This window comes from Micromonospora sp. NPDC049047 (assembly GCF_040649135.1).
GTDB lineage: Bacteria > Actinomycetota > Actinomycetes > Mycobacteriales > Micromonosporaceae > Micromonospora.
This window is the reverse complement of the sequence record NZ_JBEZEY010000018.1, coordinates 1-19,320: the sequence shown is the minus strand read 5'-3', so window position 1 is coordinate 19,320 and position 19,320 is coordinate 1. Positions and strand designations below refer to the sequence as shown.

The 19,320-nt window shown below is 72.1% G+C and carries 19 protein-coding genes; 13 read left to right on the top strand and 6 right to left on the bottom strand.

What is annotated here, in order from left to right:
• Positions 1 to 40: 40 nt before the first annotated feature.
• Entirely contained in the window at positions 41 to 1,504 is a 1,464-nt protein-coding gene (gene argH / locus AB0B86_RS24465) for an argininosuccinate lyase (protein ID WP_357413161.1), read from the top strand.
• Between the two features lie 43 nt (positions 1,505 to 1,547).
• Here argH and AB0B86_RS24460 read toward each other — a convergent pair whose 3' ends face one another.
• Together AB0B86_RS24460 and AB0B86_RS24455 are read right to left on the bottom strand one after the other, a co-directional pair.
• On the bottom strand, positions 1,548 to 1,901 hold the full coding sequence (locus AB0B86_RS24460; RefSeq protein ID WP_357419878.1) for an MmcQ/YjbR family DNA-binding protein: 354 nt from the start codon (positions 1,899 to 1,901) through the stop codon (positions 1,548 to 1,550).
• A 512-nt stretch (positions 1,902 to 2,413) separates the two neighbouring features.
• Entirely contained in the window at positions 2,414 to 2,875 is a 462-nt protein-coding gene (locus AB0B86_RS24455) for a DNA-binding protein (protein ID WP_357413157.1), read from the bottom strand.
• A 98-nt stretch (positions 2,876 to 2,973) separates the two neighbouring features.
• Between AB0B86_RS24455 and AB0B86_RS24450 the strand changes: the two genes are divergently transcribed.
• From AB0B86_RS24450 to AB0B86_RS24425, 6 genes are all read left to right on the top strand, one after another.
• Entirely contained in the window at positions 2,974 to 3,600 is a 627-nt protein-coding gene (locus AB0B86_RS24450) for a DNA-3-methyladenine glycosylase (protein WP_357419877.1), read from the top strand.
• 69 nt (positions 3,601 to 3,669) lie between these two features.
• The gene (locus tag AB0B86_RS24445; protein ID WP_357419876.1) at positions 3,670 to 4,137 is read left to right on the top strand and encodes an NUDIX hydrolase; all 468 of its coding nucleotides are present in this window, start codon (positions 3,670 to 3,672) and stop codon (positions 4,135 to 4,137) included.
• 119 nt (positions 4,138 to 4,256) lie between these two features.
• Positions 4,257 to 5,342, top strand: a complete 1,086-nt coding sequence (locus AB0B86_RS24440) for an exo-alpha-sialidase (protein ID WP_357419875.1) — start codon at positions 4,257 to 4,259, stop codon at positions 5,340 to 5,342.
• Position 5,343: 1 nt separating this feature from the next.
• Positions 5,344 to 5,619 carry a ubiquitin-like small modifier protein 1 gene (locus AB0B86_RS24435; RefSeq protein WP_357413151.1) on the top strand — a complete coding sequence of 92 codons (276 nt, stop codon included), beginning with the start codon at positions 5,344 to 5,346 and terminating at the stop codon, positions 5,617 to 5,619.
• A gap of 158 nt (positions 5,620 to 5,777) precedes the next feature.
• Positions 5,778 to 6,920, top strand: coding sequence for an LLM class flavin-dependent oxidoreductase (locus AB0B86_RS24430; protein ID WP_357413149.1), 1,143 nt, complete (start codon positions 5,778 to 5,780; stop codon positions 6,918 to 6,920).
• On the top strand, positions 6,917 to 7,552 hold the full coding sequence (locus AB0B86_RS24425) for an FMN reductase (RefSeq protein WP_357413146.1): 636 nt from the start codon (positions 6,917 to 6,919) through the stop codon (positions 7,550 to 7,552). Before AB0B86_RS24430 ends, AB0B86_RS24425 begins: the two co-directional genes overlap by 4 nt.
• On the opposite strand, the gene AB0B86_RS24420 is transcribed toward AB0B86_RS24425, so the two are convergent.
• The 3 genes from AB0B86_RS24420 to AB0B86_RS24410 all read right to left on the bottom strand — a co-directional run bounded on the left by AB0B86_RS24420 (position 7,545) and on the right by AB0B86_RS24410 (position 12,064).
• Entirely contained in the window at positions 7,545 to 8,429 is an 885-nt protein-coding gene (locus AB0B86_RS24420) for a universal stress protein (RefSeq protein ID WP_357419874.1), read from the bottom strand. The two genes, AB0B86_RS24425 and AB0B86_RS24420, sit on opposite strands and share 8 nt — an antisense overlap.
• A 108-nt stretch (positions 8,430 to 8,537) precedes the next feature.
• Entirely contained in the window at positions 8,538 to 9,419 is an 882-nt protein-coding gene (locus AB0B86_RS24415) for a universal stress protein (protein WP_357419873.1), read from the bottom strand.
• A gap of 50 nt (positions 9,420 to 9,469) precedes the next feature.
• Positions 9,470 to 12,064, bottom strand: coding sequence for a cation-transporting P-type ATPase (locus AB0B86_RS24410; RefSeq protein WP_357419872.1), 2,595 nt, complete (start codon positions 12,062 to 12,064; stop codon positions 9,470 to 9,472).
• Positions 12,065 to 12,239: 175 nt separating this feature from the next.
• Here AB0B86_RS24410 and AB0B86_RS24405 point away from each other — a divergent pair, with 175 nt between their 5' ends.
• The 5 genes from AB0B86_RS24405 (at position 12,240) to AB0B86_RS24385 (ending at position 16,959) form a co-directional block, all read left to right on the top strand.
• Positions 12,240 to 12,743: an ArsR family transcriptional regulator gene (locus AB0B86_RS24405; protein ID WP_357419871.1), complete on the top strand. Its 504-nt coding sequence runs from the start codon at positions 12,240 to 12,242 to the stop codon at positions 12,741 to 12,743.
• A gap of 38 nt (positions 12,744 to 12,781) precedes the next feature.
• Positions 12,782 to 14,254, top strand: coding sequence for a serine hydrolase domain-containing protein (locus AB0B86_RS24400; protein WP_357419870.1), 1,473 nt, complete (start codon positions 12,782 to 12,784; stop codon positions 14,252 to 14,254).
• A gap of 25 nt (positions 14,255 to 14,279) precedes the next feature.
• Complete coding sequence (locus AB0B86_RS24395) at positions 14,280 to 14,780, top strand: GNAT family N-acetyltransferase (RefSeq protein WP_357413134.1); 501 nt, start codon at positions 14,280 to 14,282, stop codon at positions 14,778 to 14,780.
• A 9-nt stretch (positions 14,781 to 14,789) separates the two neighbouring features.
• Entirely contained in the window at positions 14,790 to 15,431 is a 642-nt protein-coding gene (locus AB0B86_RS24390) for a hypothetical protein (RefSeq protein WP_357413132.1), read from the top strand.
• Positions 15,432 to 15,627: 196 nt separating this feature from the next.
• On the top strand, positions 15,628 to 16,959 hold the full coding sequence (locus tag AB0B86_RS24385) for a hemolysin family protein (RefSeq protein ID WP_357413130.1): 1,332 nt from the start codon (positions 15,628 to 15,630) through the stop codon (positions 16,957 to 16,959).
• 19 nt (positions 16,960 to 16,978) lie between these two features.
• Here the strand turns inward: AB0B86_RS24385 and AB0B86_RS24380 are convergent, their stop codons facing one another.
• Complete coding sequence (locus tag AB0B86_RS24380; protein ID WP_357413185.1) at positions 16,979 to 17,362, bottom strand: PaaI family thioesterase; 384 nt, start codon at positions 17,360 to 17,362, stop codon at positions 16,979 to 16,981.
• A 106-nt stretch (positions 17,363 to 17,468) separates the two neighbouring features.
• On the opposite strand from AB0B86_RS24380, the gene tyrS reads away from it, so the two are divergent.
• Positions 17,469 to 18,761, top strand: a complete 1,293-nt coding sequence (tyrS, locus tag AB0B86_RS24375; protein ID WP_357413183.1) for a tyrosine--tRNA ligase — start codon at positions 17,469 to 17,471, stop codon at positions 18,759 to 18,761.
• Positions 18,762 to 19,320: the final 559 nt, after the last annotated feature.

Here is a 19,320-nt window from a genome sequence, read left to right as displayed (position 1 = left end):
TGAACCCCGCAGTCGCGAGCGAAAGGCAAGCCGAGCAATGATGGGCGACGTGGACGACAAGAGCCTGACCGAGAACAGTGCAGCCACCAACCGGACGAGCCTGTGGGGTGGCCGCTTCGCCGGCGGCCCCGCCGAGGCACTGGCCCGACTGTCGGTGAGTGTGCAGTTCGACTGGCGCCTGGCCCCGTACGACATCGCCGGTTCCCGGGCGCACGCCCGGGTCCTGGCCGGCGCCGGCCTGCTCGACCCCGAGGAGTTGGGTCGGATCCTGGCGGCCCTGGACGACCTGGAGGCGGCGTGCGCCTCGGGGTCGTTCCGTCCCACAGTCGACGACGAGGACGTGCACACCGCGCTGGAGCGCGGTCTGCTGGAGCGCCTCGGCAGTCTCGGTGGCAAGCTGCGCGCGGGCCGGTCCCGCAACGACCAGGTCGCCACGGACCTGCGGCTCTACCTGCGTGACCACGCCCGGGGCGTGGCCAGCCGGCTGGTCGAGCTGGCCGAGGCGTTGGTGGAGCAGGCCGAACGGCACGTCGACACGGCCGCGCCCGGCATGACGCATCTTCAGCACGCCCAGCCGGTCACCTTCGGGCACTGGTTGCTCGCCCACGTGCAGCCGCTGCTGCGGGACCTGGAGCGGTTGCGCGACTGGGACCACCGGGCGGCGGTCAGCCCGCTCGGCGCGGGCGCGCTCGCCGGTTCGGGGCTTCCGCTGGATCCGGTGGCCGTGGCCAAGGAGTTGGGCTTCCGGACGTCGTTCGCCAACTCGATGGACGCCGTCGCCGATCGGGACTTCGTCGCCGAGTTCCTGTTCACCACCGCCATGATCGGGGTGCACCTGTCCCGCCTCGGCGAGGAGGTCGTGCTCTGGACCTCGCACGAGTTCGGCTGGGTGGAGCTTGACGACTCGTTCGCGACCGGGTCGTCGATCATGCCGCAGAAGAAGAACGCGGACATCGCCGAGCTGGCCCGCGGCAAGTCCGGCCGGCTGGTCGGCGGCCTGGTGACAGTGCTCACCATGCTCAAGGGCCTGCCGATGACCTACGACCGGGACATGCAGGAGGACAAGGAGCCGGCGTTCGACGCGGTCGACACCCTGGAGCTGCTGCTGCCGGCCCTGGCGGGGATGATCTCGACGATGACGGTCCGGGTGGACCGGCTCGTCGCCGCCGCACCGGTCGGCTTCTCGCTGGCCACCGAGGTCGCCGACTGGCTGGTCCGGCGCAACGTGCCGTTCCGGGACGCGCACGAGATCACCGGTCGGCTGGTGGCGCTCTGCGCCGCCCGGGAGTGCGAGTTGAACGACGTCTCCGACGACGACCTGAGCGCGATCAGCGAGCACCTCGACCCGTCGGTGCGCGACGTGCTCTCGGTCCGGTCGGCCCTCGCCGCCCGGACCACCCCCGGCTCGACCGGCCCCGGCCCGGTGGCCGACCAGCTCGCCACCGCCGCGGACCGGCTGACCACCTGGCGGGAGTGGGCCGCCGAGCGGGTCGTCCCGCGGTAGACCTGGCCGTGGCGTCGGCGTCTGCCGCCGGCGCCACGCCGGCTCAGGCCGTCGGGCGCTCCCGCTTCGGGAGCTTCGCCACCACCATGTCGTACGACGCGTCGACCGCCTCGGTCAGCTCCTCGTCGTCGATCCCGCCGTCCAGGCGCAGGGTGTTCCACCCGGACCGGCCGATGTAGGCCATCACCTGGGCGTCGTCGGGGTGCCGGTGCAGCCACTCGTCGGCCACCTCGCGAGTCGGCCCGCACTTGATGCCGACCCGCGGCTTGCCGTCGTCGCTGCCGAGGAACGCGAAGATCCGACTGCCCACCTTCACCACCTCGTCGCCCTCCCACGGCCGGTCCAGCCACGCGCCCGGCTTGGCCAGGCAGTACGTCAGCATCTCCGCGCGCTCCATGGGTGCCTCCTCGTCGTGCGCACAGTCTGCCCGCCCGGCCGCCGGTCGGCACGCGACGTGCCGCCGCCACGTCGTCAGGACCGCCGCGTCGGCTCAGCTCGCTCGGCTCAGCTCGCCTGCCCTTGCAAGATCGTGCTGGATCCAGGATCTAGTGGCCTTGGCCGCGAACAAGGCCACTAGATCCATGTTCGAGCGCGATCTTGACGTTCCGGCGTGGTCTTTGAGCGCGATCTTGACGTTCCGGCGTGGTCTTTGAGCGCGAGCCTGACGTTGCGGCGTGGCCTTTGAGCGCGAGCCTGACGTTGCGGCGTGGCCTTTGAGCGCGAGCCTGACGTTGCGGCGTGGTCTTCGAGCGTGAGCGTGACGTTCCGGCGTGATGTTCGAGCGTGAGCGTGACGTTCCGGCGTGGTCTTTGAGCGCGAGCGTGACCTTCCGGAACACGGACTCGGGGAGTTGCCCGGACGAGCGTGGCGTGTGCTCGGGACAGGCAAACGGCGAGCGGCACCCGGTGGTTACGCCGGGCGTCCGTCAGTGGCGGGCTCGGTCCGCGCGGCGGTCGGCTCGGCCGAGCGGGCGGCGACCCGCTCGTAGCGCTGCCGGGCCGCCTGCGCGCTGCCCAGGCCCAGCCCGTACGCGATCGCCTGCCAGGTCAATCCCCGATCGCGGGCCAGCGTCATCAACCCGGCCTCCAGGGCGTCCAGTTCGGCGCGCACGTGCGGCAGCAGGGTCAGCGCGGCGGTGAGGTCGGCCGTGTCGACCGGTTCCTCGGTGGGCTCGCGCTCGGCCCCACCGGCGGCGAGCGCGGTGATCAGGGCCACCGCCTCCCAGGGGTCCAGCACGTGCGGGTGGGCCCAGCGTCCGCGTTGGGCGTCGGTGCCGGCGTGCCGCTCGCTGATCCGCCACAGCGCCTCGTGGGTGCGGTGGGCGCGGGCGTGGGCCGGGTGGGGTGCGGTGAACGGATCGTCCGTCGTCATGTCCCGAGCACACACCAACAACATGCCGTTGTCAACACTTTGTTGAACTATAGCGGTGTCGGTTTGCCGAACTCCGTCGCCCGGGGTTTCCTGGGACGGTGGACTACTCCCGGCTACACGCCCCCGCCGCCCAGATAGCCGAGACGGCGCAGTCGCTGCTCGGCTGGGAGATCACGGCCGGTGGTGTCCGGATCAGGCTCACCGAGGTCGAGGCGTACGCGGGCACGGGGGAGGACCCGGCGTCGCACGCCCATCGCGGCCCGACGCCGCGTACCGCTGTCATGTTCGGCCCGGCTGGCCACGCCTACACCTACTTCGTGTTCGGCATGCACTGGTGTCTGAACATCGTGTGCGGTCCCGAGGGGGAGGCGGCGGCCGTCCTGCTGCGCGCCGGCGAGGTCGTCGACGGCCTGGACATCGCCCGAAAGCGTCGGGGGGATCGGGTGCCCGATCGTGACCTCGCCCGCGGGCCCGCGCGGCTGGTGGTCGCGCTCGGGATCACCGCGTCGGCCAACGGTACGTCCCTGCTCGATGGTGAGGGACCGCTGCTGTTGACGCCGCCGTCCCGGCCGGTCGAGAGATCAGCCATCTCAGCCGGGCCGCGAGTCGGAGTGGCCGCCGCGCACGACGTTCCGTGGCGCTTCTGGATCACCGGTGACGCCACAGTGAGCAGCTACCGACGGCACGCGCCCCGCCGTCGGACCGCGAGGGCGGTGGAGGGATAGCCCCGATCGAGCGAAACTCGGACACTGTCTCCACGAGCACCGGGATAGGTTCCGTCGGGGAGGTGCGGGTTGAGTTTCCGGCTGGCGGCGTACGCGGTGTGCATCAGGGACGAGCGGGTGCTGCTCGCGCACTACGTGGCATCGACCGGCGAGAGGCACTGGACCCTGCCCGGCGGCAAGGTCGAGCACGCGGAGGATCCGTTTGACGCGGTGATCCGAGAGGTCGCCGAGGAGACCGGTTACGAGGCGGTGGTCGAGCGACTCCTTGGCGTGGATTCGCGGGTGATTCCCGCTGCCGAGGCGTGGTTGCGGATCGAGCACCAGAATGTCGGCATCTTCTACCGGGTCCGCGTTGTCGGCGGCACGCCGCGGCCCGAGCCGAACGGCCAAACCATCGAGTCGGTCTGGACTCCGCTGCCGGACGTGGCGCGCCTGCGCCGATCGGCGGTGGTCGACGTCGGCCTCGCCCTGGCGCTGACGCTTCCTTCGACGGGCCACGTCGATCCGGTCCCGGTCGTCGGTCTCGTCCAACACTGAGAACCCGTCGGCACCACAGCCACCTGGTGGCTGTAGCGGGTCCGGCGAGCGTCCCGCGAACGTGTCAGAGGGTGTGGCCATAATCACCGCACCTGCTCACTGACGGTTCGGAGGACGTGATGACAACACTGCTCGCGATCGGCACGGCCAAGGGATTGTTTCTCGCCACCAGCGCCGATGACCGGCACAGTTGGGAGATCACCGGCCCGCACTTTCCGATGACCGGGGTCTACGCGGTGGCTGTCGACACCCGTCGTCCCACCCCGCGGTTGCTCGCCGGCATGGCCAGCTCCCACTTCGGGCCCAGCGTCGCCACAAGCGACGACCTCGGCGCTTCCTGGGACGAGCCGGACCAGGCACCTGTCGCGTTCCCGGCCGACACCGGCGTCTCCCTCGGGCGGGTCTGGCAGTTGATGCCGGCCGGCCCCGACCAGCCGGACGTCGTCTGGGCCGGCACCGAGCCGTCCGCGTTGTTCCGGTCCACCGACGGTGGTCGCAGCTTCGAGCTGGTCCGCTCCCTCTGGGACCATCCGCACCGCCCGCAGTGGGAGGCCGGCTTCGGCGGCCAGGCCGTGCACACAGTGCTGCCACACCCGCGTGACCCGGCCCGGCTGCTTGTCGCCATGTCCACCGGCGGCGTCTACCGCTCGGAGGAGGCCGGGGCGACGTGGGCGCCGGGCAACACCGGCATCCGCGCCTACTTCATGCCCGATGAGTGGCCGGAGTTCGGCCAGTGCGTGCACAAGGTCGCCCGGGACGGGGCCAACCCCGAGCGGCTGTACGCGCAGAACCACCATGGCGTCTACCGCTCCGACGACGACGGCCGCACCTGGTCCTCGATCGCCGACGGGCTGCCCAGCGACTTCGGCTTCCCGATGGTGGCCCACCCGGGGCGGGGCGGCACGGTGTGGACGTTCCCGTTGGTGGCCGACAGCGAGCGGTTCCCGACCGACCACCGTTGCCGGGTGTTCCGCTCCGCCGACGCCGGCGGCAAGTGGGAGCCGCTGTCGGTGGGGCTGCCCGAGGGGCCGTTCTATCCGGCGGTGCTGCGCGACGCGATGTGCGCCGACGACGCCACCCCGGGTGGGGTCTACTTCGGCACCCGCTCCGGCTCGGTCTTCGCCAGCCGGGACGAGGGTGACTCCTGGTCGACGGTGGCCACCCACCTGCCCGACGTGCTCTGCGTCCGCGCTGCGACGGTGTGACGTGGTCACCGTGCTGCTGCCCGGTCCGCTGCGCGGCGAGGCCGGTGGGGCGAGTCGGCTGAGCGTCACCGCCGCCGGCACGCTGCGGGCGGTCCTCGACGAGTTGGCCGCGCACCATCCGCGGCTGTCCCGGCGGATCCGTGACGAGCGGGGCGAGCTGCGCCGTTACGTGAACGTCTTCGTCGACGGAGAGGATTGCCGGCATTCCGGCGGTCTGGCCACTCCGGTCGGTGACGGGGCGGAGGTGCAGGTCCTGCCCTCGGTGGCGGGGGGCTGAGCTGGCGAAAAGGCCCATCACGTTCACCCCTGTCCGTTCCTGGCGGTGACCTGCGTCACCGGGGACCGTGCCGCCGACGGAATAGTTGCGTCGTCAAATAAGTTGTGAGCTGCGTCCGGGTACCACGGGGCACCCGGTTGACACGCGAGGAGCTGGTCATGCAGTTCGGAGTCTTTACCGTCGGCGACGTCACGGTCGACCCGACCACCGGTCGGGAGCCGACCGAGCATGAGCGGATCAAGGCGATGGTCGCGATCGCGCTCAAGGCCGAGGAGGTCGGCCTGGACGTCTTCGCCACCGGCGAGCACCACAACCCGCCGTTCGTGCCGTCGTCGCCGACCACCATGCTCGGCCACATCGCGGCGCGCACCGAGCGACTGCTGCTGTCCACCGCGACCACGCTGATCACCACGAACGACCCGGTGAAGATCGCCGAGGACTACGCGATGCTGCAGCACCTGTCCGACGGCCGGGTGGACCTGATGATGGGCCGCGGCAACACCGGCCCGGTCTACCCGTGGTTCGGCAAGGACATCCGCGCCGGCATCCCCCTCGCGATCGAGAACTACGAGCTGCTGCACCGGCTGTGGCGCGAGGACGTTGTCGACTGGAAGGGCAAGTACCGCACCCCGTTGCAGTCGTTCACCTCGACGCCGCGTCCACTCGACGGGGTGCCCCCGTTCGTCTGGCACGGCTCGATCCGCAGCCCGGAGATCGCCGAGCAGGCCGCGTACTACGGCGACGGCTTCTTCGCCAACCACATCTTCTGGCCCAAGGAGCACACCCAGCGGATGATCGCGCTCTACCGCCAGCGGTACGCGCACTACGGCCACGGCTCCGCCGACCAGGCCATCGTCGGCCTGGGTGGGCAGGTGTTCATGCGCCGCAACTCGCAGGACGCGGTCCGCGAGTTCCGTCCGTACTTCGACAACGCCCCGGTCTACGGGCACGGCCCGTCGCTCGAGGAGTTCACCCGGGAGACCCCGCTTACCGTGGGCAGCCCGCAGCAGGTCATCGACCGCACCCTGGGCTTCCGGGAGTACGTCGGCGACTACCAGCGGCAGCTGTTCCTGATGGACCACGCGGGCCTGCCCCTGAAGACGGTGCTGGAGCAGCTCGACCTGCTCGGCGAGGAGGTAGTGCCGGTGCTGCGCAAGGAGTTCGCCGCGCTGCGCCCGGCGCACGTGCCGGAGGCGCCCACCCACGCCTCGCTTGTCGCCGCCGCCGGTGGCGCCAAGGACAGCACAGTGCACGCCGTCGACGACGTGACGGGCAAGGCGCCGGAGGGGGCCACCCGATGACCCGCCGCACCCTGGCCGTGGTCGCGGCGGGGCTGAGCCAGCCCTCGTCGACCCGGCTGCTCGCCGACCAGCTCGCCGCGGCAACCCGCGACGAGTTGGTCCGGCGCGGCGCCGAGGTGGAGGTACACGTCGTCGACCTGCGGGAGTACGCCCACGACGTGGTGAACAACATGCTCACCGGGTTCGCCCCGGCGGCGCTGCGTGAGGTCGTCGACACGGTGACCGGCGCGGACGGCCTGATCGCCGTCACCCCGATCTTCAGCGCCTCCTACAACGGGCTGTTCAAGTCCTTCTTCGACGTGCTGGACAAGGAGTCGCTTGTCGACCGGCCGGTGCTGATCGGCGCCACCGGCGGCACCGCCCGGCACTCGTTGGCGCTGGAGCACGCCGTCCGCCCGATGTTCGCGTACCTGCGGTCGGTCGTGGTGCCGACGGCGGTCTTCGCCGCGCCGGAAGACTGGTCCGACGGCACCGCCGACGGCGCGTTGCGGGGTCGGATCCGGCGCGGCGCGGGGGAGTTGGCCGACCAGATCGAGCGTCGGCCGCCGACCGACGGCCCCGCCGACCCGTTCGCCCTCACCACCGACTTCCTCCAACTGCTCGGCCGAGGAGACGACGCGCCGGTCAGCTGACCGGGTACGGGTGGGCGACCAGCACCGGGCAGTGCGCGTGCTGGATCGCCGCCTGGCTGACCGAGCCGAGCAACATCCCGGCGAACCCGGCCCGGCCCCGGGTGCCCACGACCAGCAGCGACGCGCCTCCGCTGGCCTCGATGAGCCCCTGGGCCGCGCCGTCCGCCTGGACCGGATGCTCCCGCACCACGAGGTCGGGATGCGCGGCGCGGACCGCTGTGGAGGCGTCGGCGAGCAGCCGCACCGCCTCGGCCTGGTACGCGGCCTGCGACTCCTCGATTTCCTCCGGCACCGTTCGGCCCTCCTCCGGTGGGCCGACGTGCACCAGCACCAACGGCACGTCCCGCAGTGCGGCCGCGTCGGCCGCGTAGCCCGCGGCGAGCTGGGACGACTCGGACCCGTCGACGCCGACGAGCACCGGGTCGTTCACCGGGATCGGCTGTTCGTCGGGGCGGACCACCAGCACCGGGCAGTGCGCGTGCGCGGCGACCTGTGCGCCGACCGAGCCGAGCAACAGCCCGGCGAAGCCGCCCAGCCCTCGACTGCCCACCACGACCAGGTCGGCCCGGCGGGACTCCTCGATCATGGTGATGCCGGGACCGCCGGCGACCTGGCGTACCTCGACGACCAGGCCGGGCCACCGGTCGGTCAGCTCGGCGGCGGTACGTTCCAACATCTCCTGCGCCTCTGCGGAGGGCGCCGGCACCCCGAGGTCGTACGGGTTGAGCGGGACGCCGTAGCCGAGCGGGTGTAGGAAGCCGTGCACCAGGTGCAGCGGCCGGGACCGGAGCACTGCTTCGCGGGCCGCGTGCTCGGCGGCGACGAGGCTGGACGGCGATCCGTCCACGCCCACCACGACGGGTCGGTTCATCGGCACCCCCTGGGTTGGTCAACTCATTGTCGGTGGTGCGCTGTCGCGGTGCCGCCGAACGCGCCGGCACCGACCGGCCGGGATGCGGTCGGCGAGGGCGGGCGAGCAGGGGTGTCAGTCCTGCCGGACGTGCCGGACGATCATCACCGGGCTGTGGGAGTGGTGCAGCGCCGCGTGGCTCACCGAGCCGAGCAGCATGCCGGTGAACGCGCCCCGGCCGCGCGCCCCGACCACTGTCAGCTGCGCCCGCGACGACTCCTCCACCAGGATCCGCGCCGGTGCGCCGTACGCGATGTGGCGCCGGACCGGCACGTCCGGGTACCGCTCGGACCAACCGGCGAGCGCCTCGGCCAGCGCCCGCTCCTCCTCGCCGGCGAGCGCTTCGAAACTGTCGGCTACCGGAAGGAGGGCGCTCGGCGGGACGGGGATGTTCCAGGCGTGCACCGCCACCAGGCCGGTGTCCCGCAGTGCGGCTTCCTCGAAGGCGACACCCAGCGCTTCGGTGGACAGGGCCGAGCCGTCGATGCCGACCAGGACCGGTCCGTCGGCGCGGGCCGTGCCGTTGACGACGAGTACCGGGCAGTCGGCGCGGGCGGAGACCTGCACGGCCACCGAACCGACCAGCAGTCCGGCGAAGCCGCCCAGGCCCCGGCTGCCGAGCACCACCAGCGCCGCGTCCCGGGCCTCGGCCAACAGCACGGGCGTGGGCGAACCGTCGACGACAGTGCCGGTGACGGTGAGGTCCGGCGCGATCTTGCCGGCCTCGGCCACCGCGTCGGCGACCGTCTGTTCCGCCTGGTGTCGGAACCCTGCGTCGTCGGGAGCGCCGGGCGCCGGCTCTAGCGACACGCCGTGCAGCGCCCAGATGAACGCGTGCACCACCCGCAGCGGCCGGCCCCGCGTCACAGCCTCCCGCGCGGCGACCCGTACCGCCTCCAACGCCGACGTCGAACCGTCCACCGCCACCACCACCGGGGCACCGGATCTGCTGGTCATCTCGTCCTCCCTCATGTCGACTCCATCCTGCGTCGGGCCGGTGTGGATGATCAGGGGCGGACGGTAGGGGACCGGGGGGCCATTGGTCCCGTCACGCGGTGACGGGTCAGCCGTAGCGCCAACCCGGGCAGGGCGCTGACCGCCGCGCAGGCCAGCAGCACTGTCGGTGCCAGGGGGTCGGTGCCGAGCAGGTCCCGCAGCGGAGCGACCAGCACCCCGCCGACCTGGAGCAGCGCCGACACCGCGACCGCGACGAGGAGGCCGGCGTTGCCGCGCGGCGCGCCCGCCGGCCGGGGTGCCCGGACGGCCAGTGCCACGCCGAGCTGGGCCAGGCCGAGCACCACGAAGACCACCGACTGCCAGGGCAGGTCCCGGGCGGCGGCCACCACACCGGCGCCCAGCACCACGGCGGCGATCAGCGTGCCGGTGACCAGGACGTCCCGACCGAGCCCGGCGCCGAGTACCGACTCCTGGGGCGAGCGGGGCGTACGGCGCAGCGTGCCCGGTTCGGCGGGTTCGGCACCGAGGGCCACCCCGGGTACGCCGTGGGTCAGCAGGTTCACCCAGAGGATCTGTGCGGGTTGCAGCGGTACGGCCAGCCCGAAGAGCGGGCCGATCAGCATCACCAGGATCTCGGCCACCCCACCGGAGAGGGCGTACCGTAGGAACCGGCGGATGTTGTCGTAGATGCGGCGGCCCTCACCGATGGCGGAGGCCACTGTGGACAGGTCGTCGTCGACGAGGACGAGGTCGGCGGCCTGCCGGGCGACCTCGGTGCCGCCACCCATCGCCACCCCGATGTCGGCGCGGCGCAACGCCGGCGCGTCGTTGACTCCGTCGCCGGTCATCGCCACCACATGACCCCGGGCCTGTAGGCCCGCGATGATGTCGAGTTTCTGTTCCGGCTGGGTCCGGGCGAAGACCCGGGTGTCCGGGTGCGGTGTCGAGCCGTCGTCGCCACGCGCGAGAGGGTCACCGTCGTGCCACAGGCCGAGCTGGATGCCGATCGCGGCGGCGGTGGCCGGGTGATCCCCGGTGATCAGCAGCAGCCGTACCCCGGCGGCGTCGAGGCTCTCGGCGATCTCGGGCGCGCCGGCGCGTAGCGGGTCACCGACGGCGACCAGCCCGAGCGGGCGCATGCCGGTCGGCGCGGCAGGGTCCGGCGGCGTGTCCGCCAGGGTGGCGGCGACGGCGAGCACCCGCAGGCCCTCCCCGGCGAGCCGGTGGGCGGTGCGGGTCAGCGCGGCGATCTCGTCGTCGGTGGCGTCGAGCAGCGACGGGGTGAGGACGCTTTCCGGGGCGCCCTTGCAGACGACGAGATAGCGCTGTTCGCAGGACCGGTGCACGGTGACCATCCGCCGTTGGGCCTGGTCGAACGGGTGCTCGGCGACCCGTGGCCAGGCAGCGCGGGTGCGCTGCGGGTCGAGGCCGCACCGGGCCGCGAAGGCCACGAGCGCTGCTTCGAGGGGATCGCCCACGGCGCCCCAGTCGCGTCGTTCGTCGTCCGGTGGTGACAGGGCGGCGTCGTTGCAGAGCAGCCCGGCCCGCGCCAGCCGCTGGAGTTCCTCCGGTACGGCCACCCGCGCGCCATCCTGATGCACGGCGCCGTGCGGGGCGTACCCGTTGCCGGTGACCTCGTACCGTGCCCCGGTGGTGGTGGCGACCTGCTGCACCGCCATGCGCCCCTCCGTGAGGGTGCCCGTCTTGTCGGAGGCGATCACGGTCACCGAGCCGAGTGTCTCCACCGCGTGCAGCCGACGCGGAATGGCGTGCGCTGCCGCCATCCGGCGTGCTCCCAGCGCCAGCGCGAGGGTCACCACCGCCGGCAGCGACTCGGGTACCGCCGCGACGACCAGACTCACCGCCGTGATGGCCATGTCGACCACCGGCCGCCCGCTGATCACCCCGATCGCGAAGACCAACCCCGACAGCACGACCGCGACCAACCCGAGCGTGCGGCCCAGGGCGGAGAGCCGGCGTTGCAGGGGAGTAGCGGCGGGCCGCGTGCCGGCGACCAGGGCGCTGATCCGGCCCAACGCGCTCGCCGGCCCCGTCCGGATCACCGTGCCGTCCGCGCGCCCTGTGGTGACCACTGTCCCGGCGAGGGCCTCCTGTCCGACGGCCCGTCCCACCGGTACCGACTCGCCACTCAAGGCGGATTCGTCCAGTTGCAGCCGGTTCGCCTCGACCAGCAGCAGGTCGGCCGGGACGATGTCGCCCGCCTCGATCCGGACGAGGTCGCCGTGGACCAGGTCGGCGGCGGGGACGGCCAGGTCCCTTCCGTCACGGACCACCCGGGCGGTGGGGGCGGCGAGCCGACCCAGCGCCGCGATGGCGTGGTCGGCGCGGATCTCCTGCACCACCCCGATGATCGTGTTCACCAGCACGACCAGGACGATCACCGCGGTGTCCGGGTAGTCGCCGAGCACAGTGGTCACCACCGCGGCGGCGAGCAGCAAGGCCACCAGTGGGTCGGTGAGCTGGTGCAGCACCCGTACGGCGGCATGCCGGCGCGGCGGCGGTGCCACCGCGTTGGGTCCGTTCGCCCGTAATCGGGCGGCGGCCTCCGCCGCGCCGAGGCCGACCGCTACCGGCACGTCGATCGTGCCCTCCAGCGTCCGGCCCGGACCGCCGGTCTTCGCCACCGTTGACCTCCCCCTCCCGCGCGGCGCGTCACCGGCACGCCGTCCGTCTCACCATCCCGCTGGATGATCAACCGGGGCAGAGGCCTTGCGCCCGAGGGGCCCGGGACCAATGGCCCCCGCCGGACCTGCCGACCCCTGGATTATACGGAAGTACGTTCATGCGTATTATCGACTAATGACCACCATCGAGTCGCGGCTCGCCGCGCTGGAAACGCAGGTCGCCGCGTTGACCGAGCGCCTGACGGCGGCGCCACCAACGCCGCCCGCGCCCGAGGGCACCTTCTGGGCCCTCGACGGCCTCAAGCAGCGTCTGCCACCCGACGGCGCGGGCGCGGTCCTCTACACCGGCACCGTCCGGGTCGCCGACCAGCACTACGACTGGCAGTACGGCCGCACCGTCGACGACGTGCTCGCCGCCGACTGGACGGAGCTGGCCGGCGCGCTCACCGCGCTGGCCCACCCGGTGCGCCTGCGGCTGCTGCGCGAGATCCTCGGCGGCAGGGAGAGCACCAGCGAGTTGGCCGAGATCGAGGACCTGGGCACCACCGGTCAGCTCCACCACCACCTGCGCCAGATCACCGCGGCCGGTTGGCTGCGCAGCGCAGGCCGGGGTCGGTGGGTCGTCCCCGCCGAACGCGTGGTGCCGCTGCTGGTCATCCTCACCGCCGCCGGCCGCTGACCCGCCCGCCCGCAGTAGCAGCGACCAAGGAGAGCACCGTGCGCAGAACCACAGTCATCACCCTCGTCGTCGCGCTGGTCGTCGGCGTCGCCGGGGTCGCGCTGATGCCCCGGCTGGCCCGACTCGGCCCGCAGACCACCGGCGACCCCGACCTGGCCGCTGCCGCCCGGGCCGCCGTACGCGACCCGTCGGGGCACCGAGGGCTCGCCGTCGCCCTGGTCGAGAACGGCCGGATCCGCACCGCCGGCCTGGGCGACCGGGACCGGACCGGCCGACCCGTCGAGCCCGACACCTCGTTCGAGATCGGCTCGGTCACCAAGGTGCTCACCGGCATGCTCCTCGCCGACCAGACCGCCGCCGGTGTCGTCCGCCCCGACGACCACCTCGGCGCCACCTGGCCCACGATCACCGGCCCCGCGCGTGACGTGACGCTCGCCGAGCTGACCAGCCACCGCGCCGGCCTGCCCCGGCTCGCGCCCGGCTCCGTCCTGGGCTGGGCTCGCCTTCTCTGGGCCAACTTCTCCGGCGGCAACCCGTACGCCGGGCAGGGCGTCGACACCATCAGCGGCGCCGCCAACCGGATCACACCCGACGACGGGCGCGGCGAGGTCCACTACTCCAACGTGGGGCCGTCCCTGCTCGGCCACGCGCTCGCCGCGAAGGCCGGCGTCGGGTACGCCGAACTGCTGCGGGCACGGCTGCTCCAGCCCCTCGACATGCGCGACACGGTGATCGCCACCAGCACGGACGACCTGCCGGCCGACCGGGCCCACGGCGGCCGGGCCGCCAATCGCCCCCTCGACCCCTGGTGGGGCGTCGGATACGCCCCGGCCGGCGTCGGCCCCTGGTCCACCGCGCAGGACCTGGGCCGGCTGGCCGCCGCGACCCTCGCCGGCACCGCACCCGGCGCCGACGCCGCCACCGCCCGCTTCCGCGAGGACGACGACACCCGCGTCGGCTACGGCTGGTTCACCACCCGGCACGGTGACCACGAGATCGTCTGGCACAACGGCGCGACCAGCGGGTTCCGGTCCTACATCGGTCTGGAACGCGCGACCGGCAGAGCGGTGGTGGTGCTGGGCAACACCGACCGGGGGGTCGAGCCGATCGGGCTGCGGCTGCTCGGGGTGCCGGAGACGGAGGCCGGGGCGGCCGCAGCGGGGACGTCGGTCTGGATCGGCGCCGGTCTCGCGGTGGCCTTCACCTTCCTCGGCGGCCTGTCCCTGCTCGGCACCGTCCGCCGCCGTGAACTGGACCGGGTCACCGTGTCGGCGGCGTCGGTGTGGGCGTTCGCCTATCTCGGGCTGGCCCACCGCATGGGCGACTGGTCGGTGGTGCCGGTCTGGCTCTGGCCGCTCGGGGCGGCCCTGTCGGCGGCGGGGGTGGCGGTGGCGGCGACCCGGTGGCGTGCCCTGCCGGTGCTCGACGCGCGGGTGCCGTGGCGTCGCCTGCTGTCGGTGGCCGGCTCGATGCTCGCGGCCGTGTTGGCGGTCGCCGCGGTCAGCGACTGAGCCCTCGGCTGCGTACCCTCGTCCGATGACCTCCGACGTGCTGCTGCGACCGGTCCGCGAGGACGACCTCGTCGAGTTCTTCCTGCACCAGCAGGACCCGGAGGCCAACCGGATGGCCGCGTTCGGCCCCAAGGACCCCACCGACCGTCGTGAGTTCGCCCAGCACTGGGCCCGGGTGCTCACCAACCCGGCGAACCTGGTCCGCACCGTCGAGGCCGACGGCGAGGTGGTCGGCTACGTGAGCGCCTTCCCGGTCGACGACCAGACCGAGGTCAGCTACTGGATCGACCCCGAACGCTGGGGCCGGGGGCTCGCCACGGCGGCCCTGGCCGCCCTGCTGCGCGAGCTGCCCCGACCGGTGCACGCCCGCGCCGCGAAGGACAACGCCGCGTCCCTCGCGGTGCTGCGCAAGTGCGGATTCGTGGTGGTCGGTGAGGATTCGGGGTACGCCAACGGCCGCGGAGAGGACGTCGAGGAGTGGCTGCTGGAGCTGCCCGCCGACGCCGCTGACCTGGGCGGGCACTAGTCTCGCGGGGTGAACTGGTTGGATCTGGTCGGCTGGGCCGGCTCCGCGGTGCTGGTCTGGTCGCTGCTGCAGTCGCGCGTCCTGCGACTGCGCGCGATCAACCTCGTCGGCTGCGTCGTGTTGATCGGCTACAACACCGCTATCGAGGTCTGGCCCATGGTCGGGCTCAACATCGTGCTCGCGGTGATCAACATCTGGTACCTGCGCGGAATGCTCGCCACCCGACACGACGAGCAGACCTACCAGGTGGTGGAGGTCGGTGTCGGCGACCAGTTCCTCGCGCACACGCTGCGGGTGCACGCCACCGACATCGCCCGGTTCAACCCCGACTTCCGCTGGGACCCGGACGCGTCCGGACGATCGGCCTTCCTGGTGGTCACCGCCGACGAGGTGGTGGGCGTGGTGCTGTCCCACGCCGAGGCGCGCGGCGTCGCCCAGATCGACCTGGACTACGTGACCCCGAAGTTCCGCGACTTCACCCCGGGTGAGTTCGTCTACCGGCGCAGTCACCTGTTCACCGAGCGGGGCTTCCACCGGGTGGTCAGCCCGCCCCGGATGGTCGCCCCCTACTACCACCGGCTCGGCTTCCGCCCGGAGGGCGACTCGTACGTCCTCGACCTGCCGACCGCCCCGGCGGCCGATCCGGCCTGACCGCCCCGGCGCGCGATCCGGCCCGGTGGCCCGACGTCCGGTCCGCCCCGGGGACACCGATTCGGCGTAGCCTCGCCCGAGCAGGATTCGGCCGGGACGGGACGGGGCAAAGACACGCCTACGCCGGCGGGCTCGCCGACCGGCGGGCGCCGCGCGTAGTGGCCGGTGCCACCACCGCAGAGGGAGCGAACCGGGCGTGCAGAGCTACGGGAGCCAACTGGCCCTGGTCGGAATCCTGGTCGTGATCAACGCGCTCTTCGCCGGCAGCGAGATGGCGCTGGTGTCGCTGCGGGACAGCCAGATCCAGCGGTTGGAGCGCACCAGTCGCGGGGGGCGGGTGCTGGCCCGGCTCGCCAAGGACCCGAACCGCTTCCTGGCCACCATCCAGATCGGCATCACCCTCGCCGGCTTTCTGGCCTCCGCCGCCGCGGCGGTCTCCCTGGCCAAGCCGCTCGTCCCGCTGCTCGGCGTGTTCGGCGGCGCGGCCGAGACGATGGCCATCGTGGTGGTCACCCTCGCGCTGACCTTCTTCACCCTGGTCTTCGGCGAGTTGGCCCCCAAACGGATCGCCATGCAGTCCGCCGAGCGGTGGGCGCTGCTGGTGGCCCGCCCACTCGACCTGCTCGCCACCTTCACCAGGCCGGCCGTCTGGGCGCTCGGCGCCACCAGCGACGTGGTGGTCCGCCTGGTCGGGCTCAACCCCAAGCACCAGCCGGAGGAGATCGGCCCGGACGAGCTACGGGACATCGTCGCCGGCAACCACGGCTTCACCAAGGAGCAGCGCACCATCATCGCCGGTGCCGTGGAGATCGCGGATCGGCGGTTGCGGGCTGTCCTCGTACCCCGGTTGCAGGTCTTCACGCTCGACAGCGGGACCACCGCGGAGGCCGCGCGGCTCGTGCTGGCCGCCACCGGGCACTCCCGGGCGCCGGTCGTGCGACACGGCGGCCTGGACGACACGGCCGGCGTGATCCACCTGCGCGACCTGGTGGGCGTGCCCGACGACCGTCCGGTCGACGAGATCGCCCGCCCCCCGATGCTGCTGCCCGACTCGCTGCCCGTGGTGGACGCGCTGCGTCAGTTCAAGGCCGAGCGTCAGCACATCGCACTTGTCGTGGACGAGCGCGGGGCCGTCGACGGCATCGTGACGCTGGAGGACATCCTGGAGGAGATCGTCGGGGAGATCTACGACGAGACCGACCGGGACGTGCGCTCGGTGCGCCGTGACCCCGACGGCGCGCTGCTGCTGCCCGGCACCTTCCCGGTGCACGACCTGCCGGACATCGGCGTCGAGCTGCCGTCGCGGCCGGACGGCGACTACACCACTGTCGCCGGCCTGGTGCTGGCCCGACTCGGGCACATCCCCACCGTCGCGGGCGAGGATGTCACCCTGGACGGCTGGGTGCTGATGGTGGCCAGCATCGACCATCGGGCGATCACCGAGGTACGGGTCAGCCGCGTACCCGAGGAGGCCGACCCCGACGCCGAGCAGACCGCGGAGCCGGTGCTGGACGAGGCCCGCAGCTGAACCGTCCCGGTGCCGCCGGTCAGGGGCGTGACAGGTTCTGCAGCCGCACCTGACCGCGGGCGACCAGCCGCTCCTCGGCGTCGGTGATCTCCACCTGCCACAGCTGCTGACTACGGCCGCGGTGCACCGGCGTGCCGACCGCGGTCAGCTCCCCGTCCCGGACGGCCCGCAGGAAGTCGGTCTGGTTCGACACACCGACCACGGTGCCGCGGTCGGCCAGCCAGAGGCCGCCCCCCACGCTCGCCGCGGTCTCCACGACCGAGCAGTACACGCCACCGTGCAGGAGGCCGTACGGCTGGTGCAGCTCCGGTCGAACCTGCCAGCTGATGACCACCCGGTCGGCGGACGCCTCCTTGAACGTCAGTCCGAGCAGGGCGACGAGGCCACCCGTCAGGTCCGGCATCTCCACGGCAAACCCCTCCTCGATCAACTTGCCGCAAGCCTAACCGGGGCGGGTTGCGGCAAACCCGGTACGGGTCGGAGCCGACGATGAGGGAGAATCGGTGACCGTGACCGACAGCAGCCCCCCGCCGACCCGGCGGGAATCCCTGACCGACGACCTGCTCTGGCGTGGCCTCATCCAGGACTCGACCGGCCTCGACGAGCTGCGCGAGCTGCTCGACGGCGGGACGGCGGCCACCTATTACGTGGGCTTCGACCCCACCGCGCCGAGCCTGCACGTCGGCAACCTCATGCAGGTGCTCATGGCCCGCCGCCTGCAACTCGCCGGCCACCGCCCGTTGTTGCTCGTCGGCGGGGCGACCGGGCAGATCGGTGACCCGAAGGAGAGCGCCGAGCGGGCGCTCAACCCGACCGAGGTGATCGCCGGCTGGGTGGAGAGGATCCGTGAGCAGCTCGCGCCCTTCGTGTCGTACTCGGGCGACAACGCGGCGCAGCTGGTCAACAACCTGGACTGGACCGGCGCGATGTCGGTTGTCGACTTCCTCCGGGACGTCGGCAAACACTTCCCGGTCAACAAGATGCTGGCGCGGGAGGTGGTGCGCGCCCGGTTGGAGACGGGCATCAGCTTCACCGAGTTCAGTTACCAGCTGCTGCAGGCCAACGACTTCTTCGAGCTGCACCGCCGACACGGCTGCCAGCTCCAGTTCGGCGGGTCCGACCAGTGGGGCAACATCACCGCCGGCGTCGACTACGTCCGTCGACGCGGGGTGGGGCCGGTGCAGGCGTTCACCACGCCGCTTGTCACCAAGTCCGACGGCACGAAGTTCGGCAAGAGCGAGGGCGGTGCCGTCTGGCTCGACCCCACGATGACCAGCCCGTACGCGTTCTACCAGTTCTGGCTCAACGTCGAGGACCAGGAGGTGGACCGCTACCTGCGCTACTTCAGCTTCCGGAGCCGCGACGAGCTGGAGGAGTTGGCGAAGGCGACAGCCGAACGGCCGGCCGCTCGGCTGGCCCAGCGGGCGCTCGCCGAGGAGCTGACCACCCTGGTGCACGGTCCCGAGGAGGCCCGACAGGCGATCGCCGCCAGTCAGGCCCTCTTCGGCCGGGGGTCGCTCGACGACCTGGCCCCGGAGACGCTGCGCGCGGCGTTGACCGAGGCCGGCCTGGTGCGTCTGTCCGGCGAGTTGCCGGATGTGGCCGGGCTGCTGCGGGACTCCGGGTTGGTCAGTGGCCTCAAGGAGGCTCGCCGGGTGATCGCCGAGGGTGGCGCCTATGTCAACAACACCCGGGTGACCGAGGTGGACGCCGCAGTGTCGCCATCCGATCTGCTGCACGGGCGATACCTGGTGCTGCGTCGCGGCAAGCGTTCGTTCGCCGGCGTTGAGCTGGGCGAATAGTCGACTGTCGACGATGTGACGGGGGACGCGTCCGGCGGATTTGACGATCATCCCGCCGGACGCGTAACTTTCTCTCTGCCAGCGCGGAACGGACGAAACAGGCGAAAGCCTGAAACGGCCGGAGCGCCGGCCGACGGCCTCGGGGTCGGGCGGGCATGCCCACCAGATTCCGGACCGGGAGGTGCCGCCAGAAACGCCGCGAGGCGGATTTGGTTCGGCGAAACCGACCGGGTATGGTTACCAACCGGCAGGGCACCGGGCGAGCTTGCGGGAAACCGCAGCGGCCGGCCTGCCAAATCCGTGACGAGGGCGGCGCAAGCCGGTCGAGACATGGTGCCCGCATTACCGGATGAAGCATGACGAACCGCGAAACACCGGTTTGACACGGCGGAAACGGGCGGGTAACGTAGTAAAAGTGCCTGGCGCTGGAAGCGCTAAGGGACGCGAACGAAAAGCCCCGAAACGGGGTTCCACTGAGGTGGGGCTTCTGGTCGGTGTGTGGTTGTTCTTTGAGAACTCAACAGGGTGCTTGTAAAGCCAGTGCCAATTATGATTTATA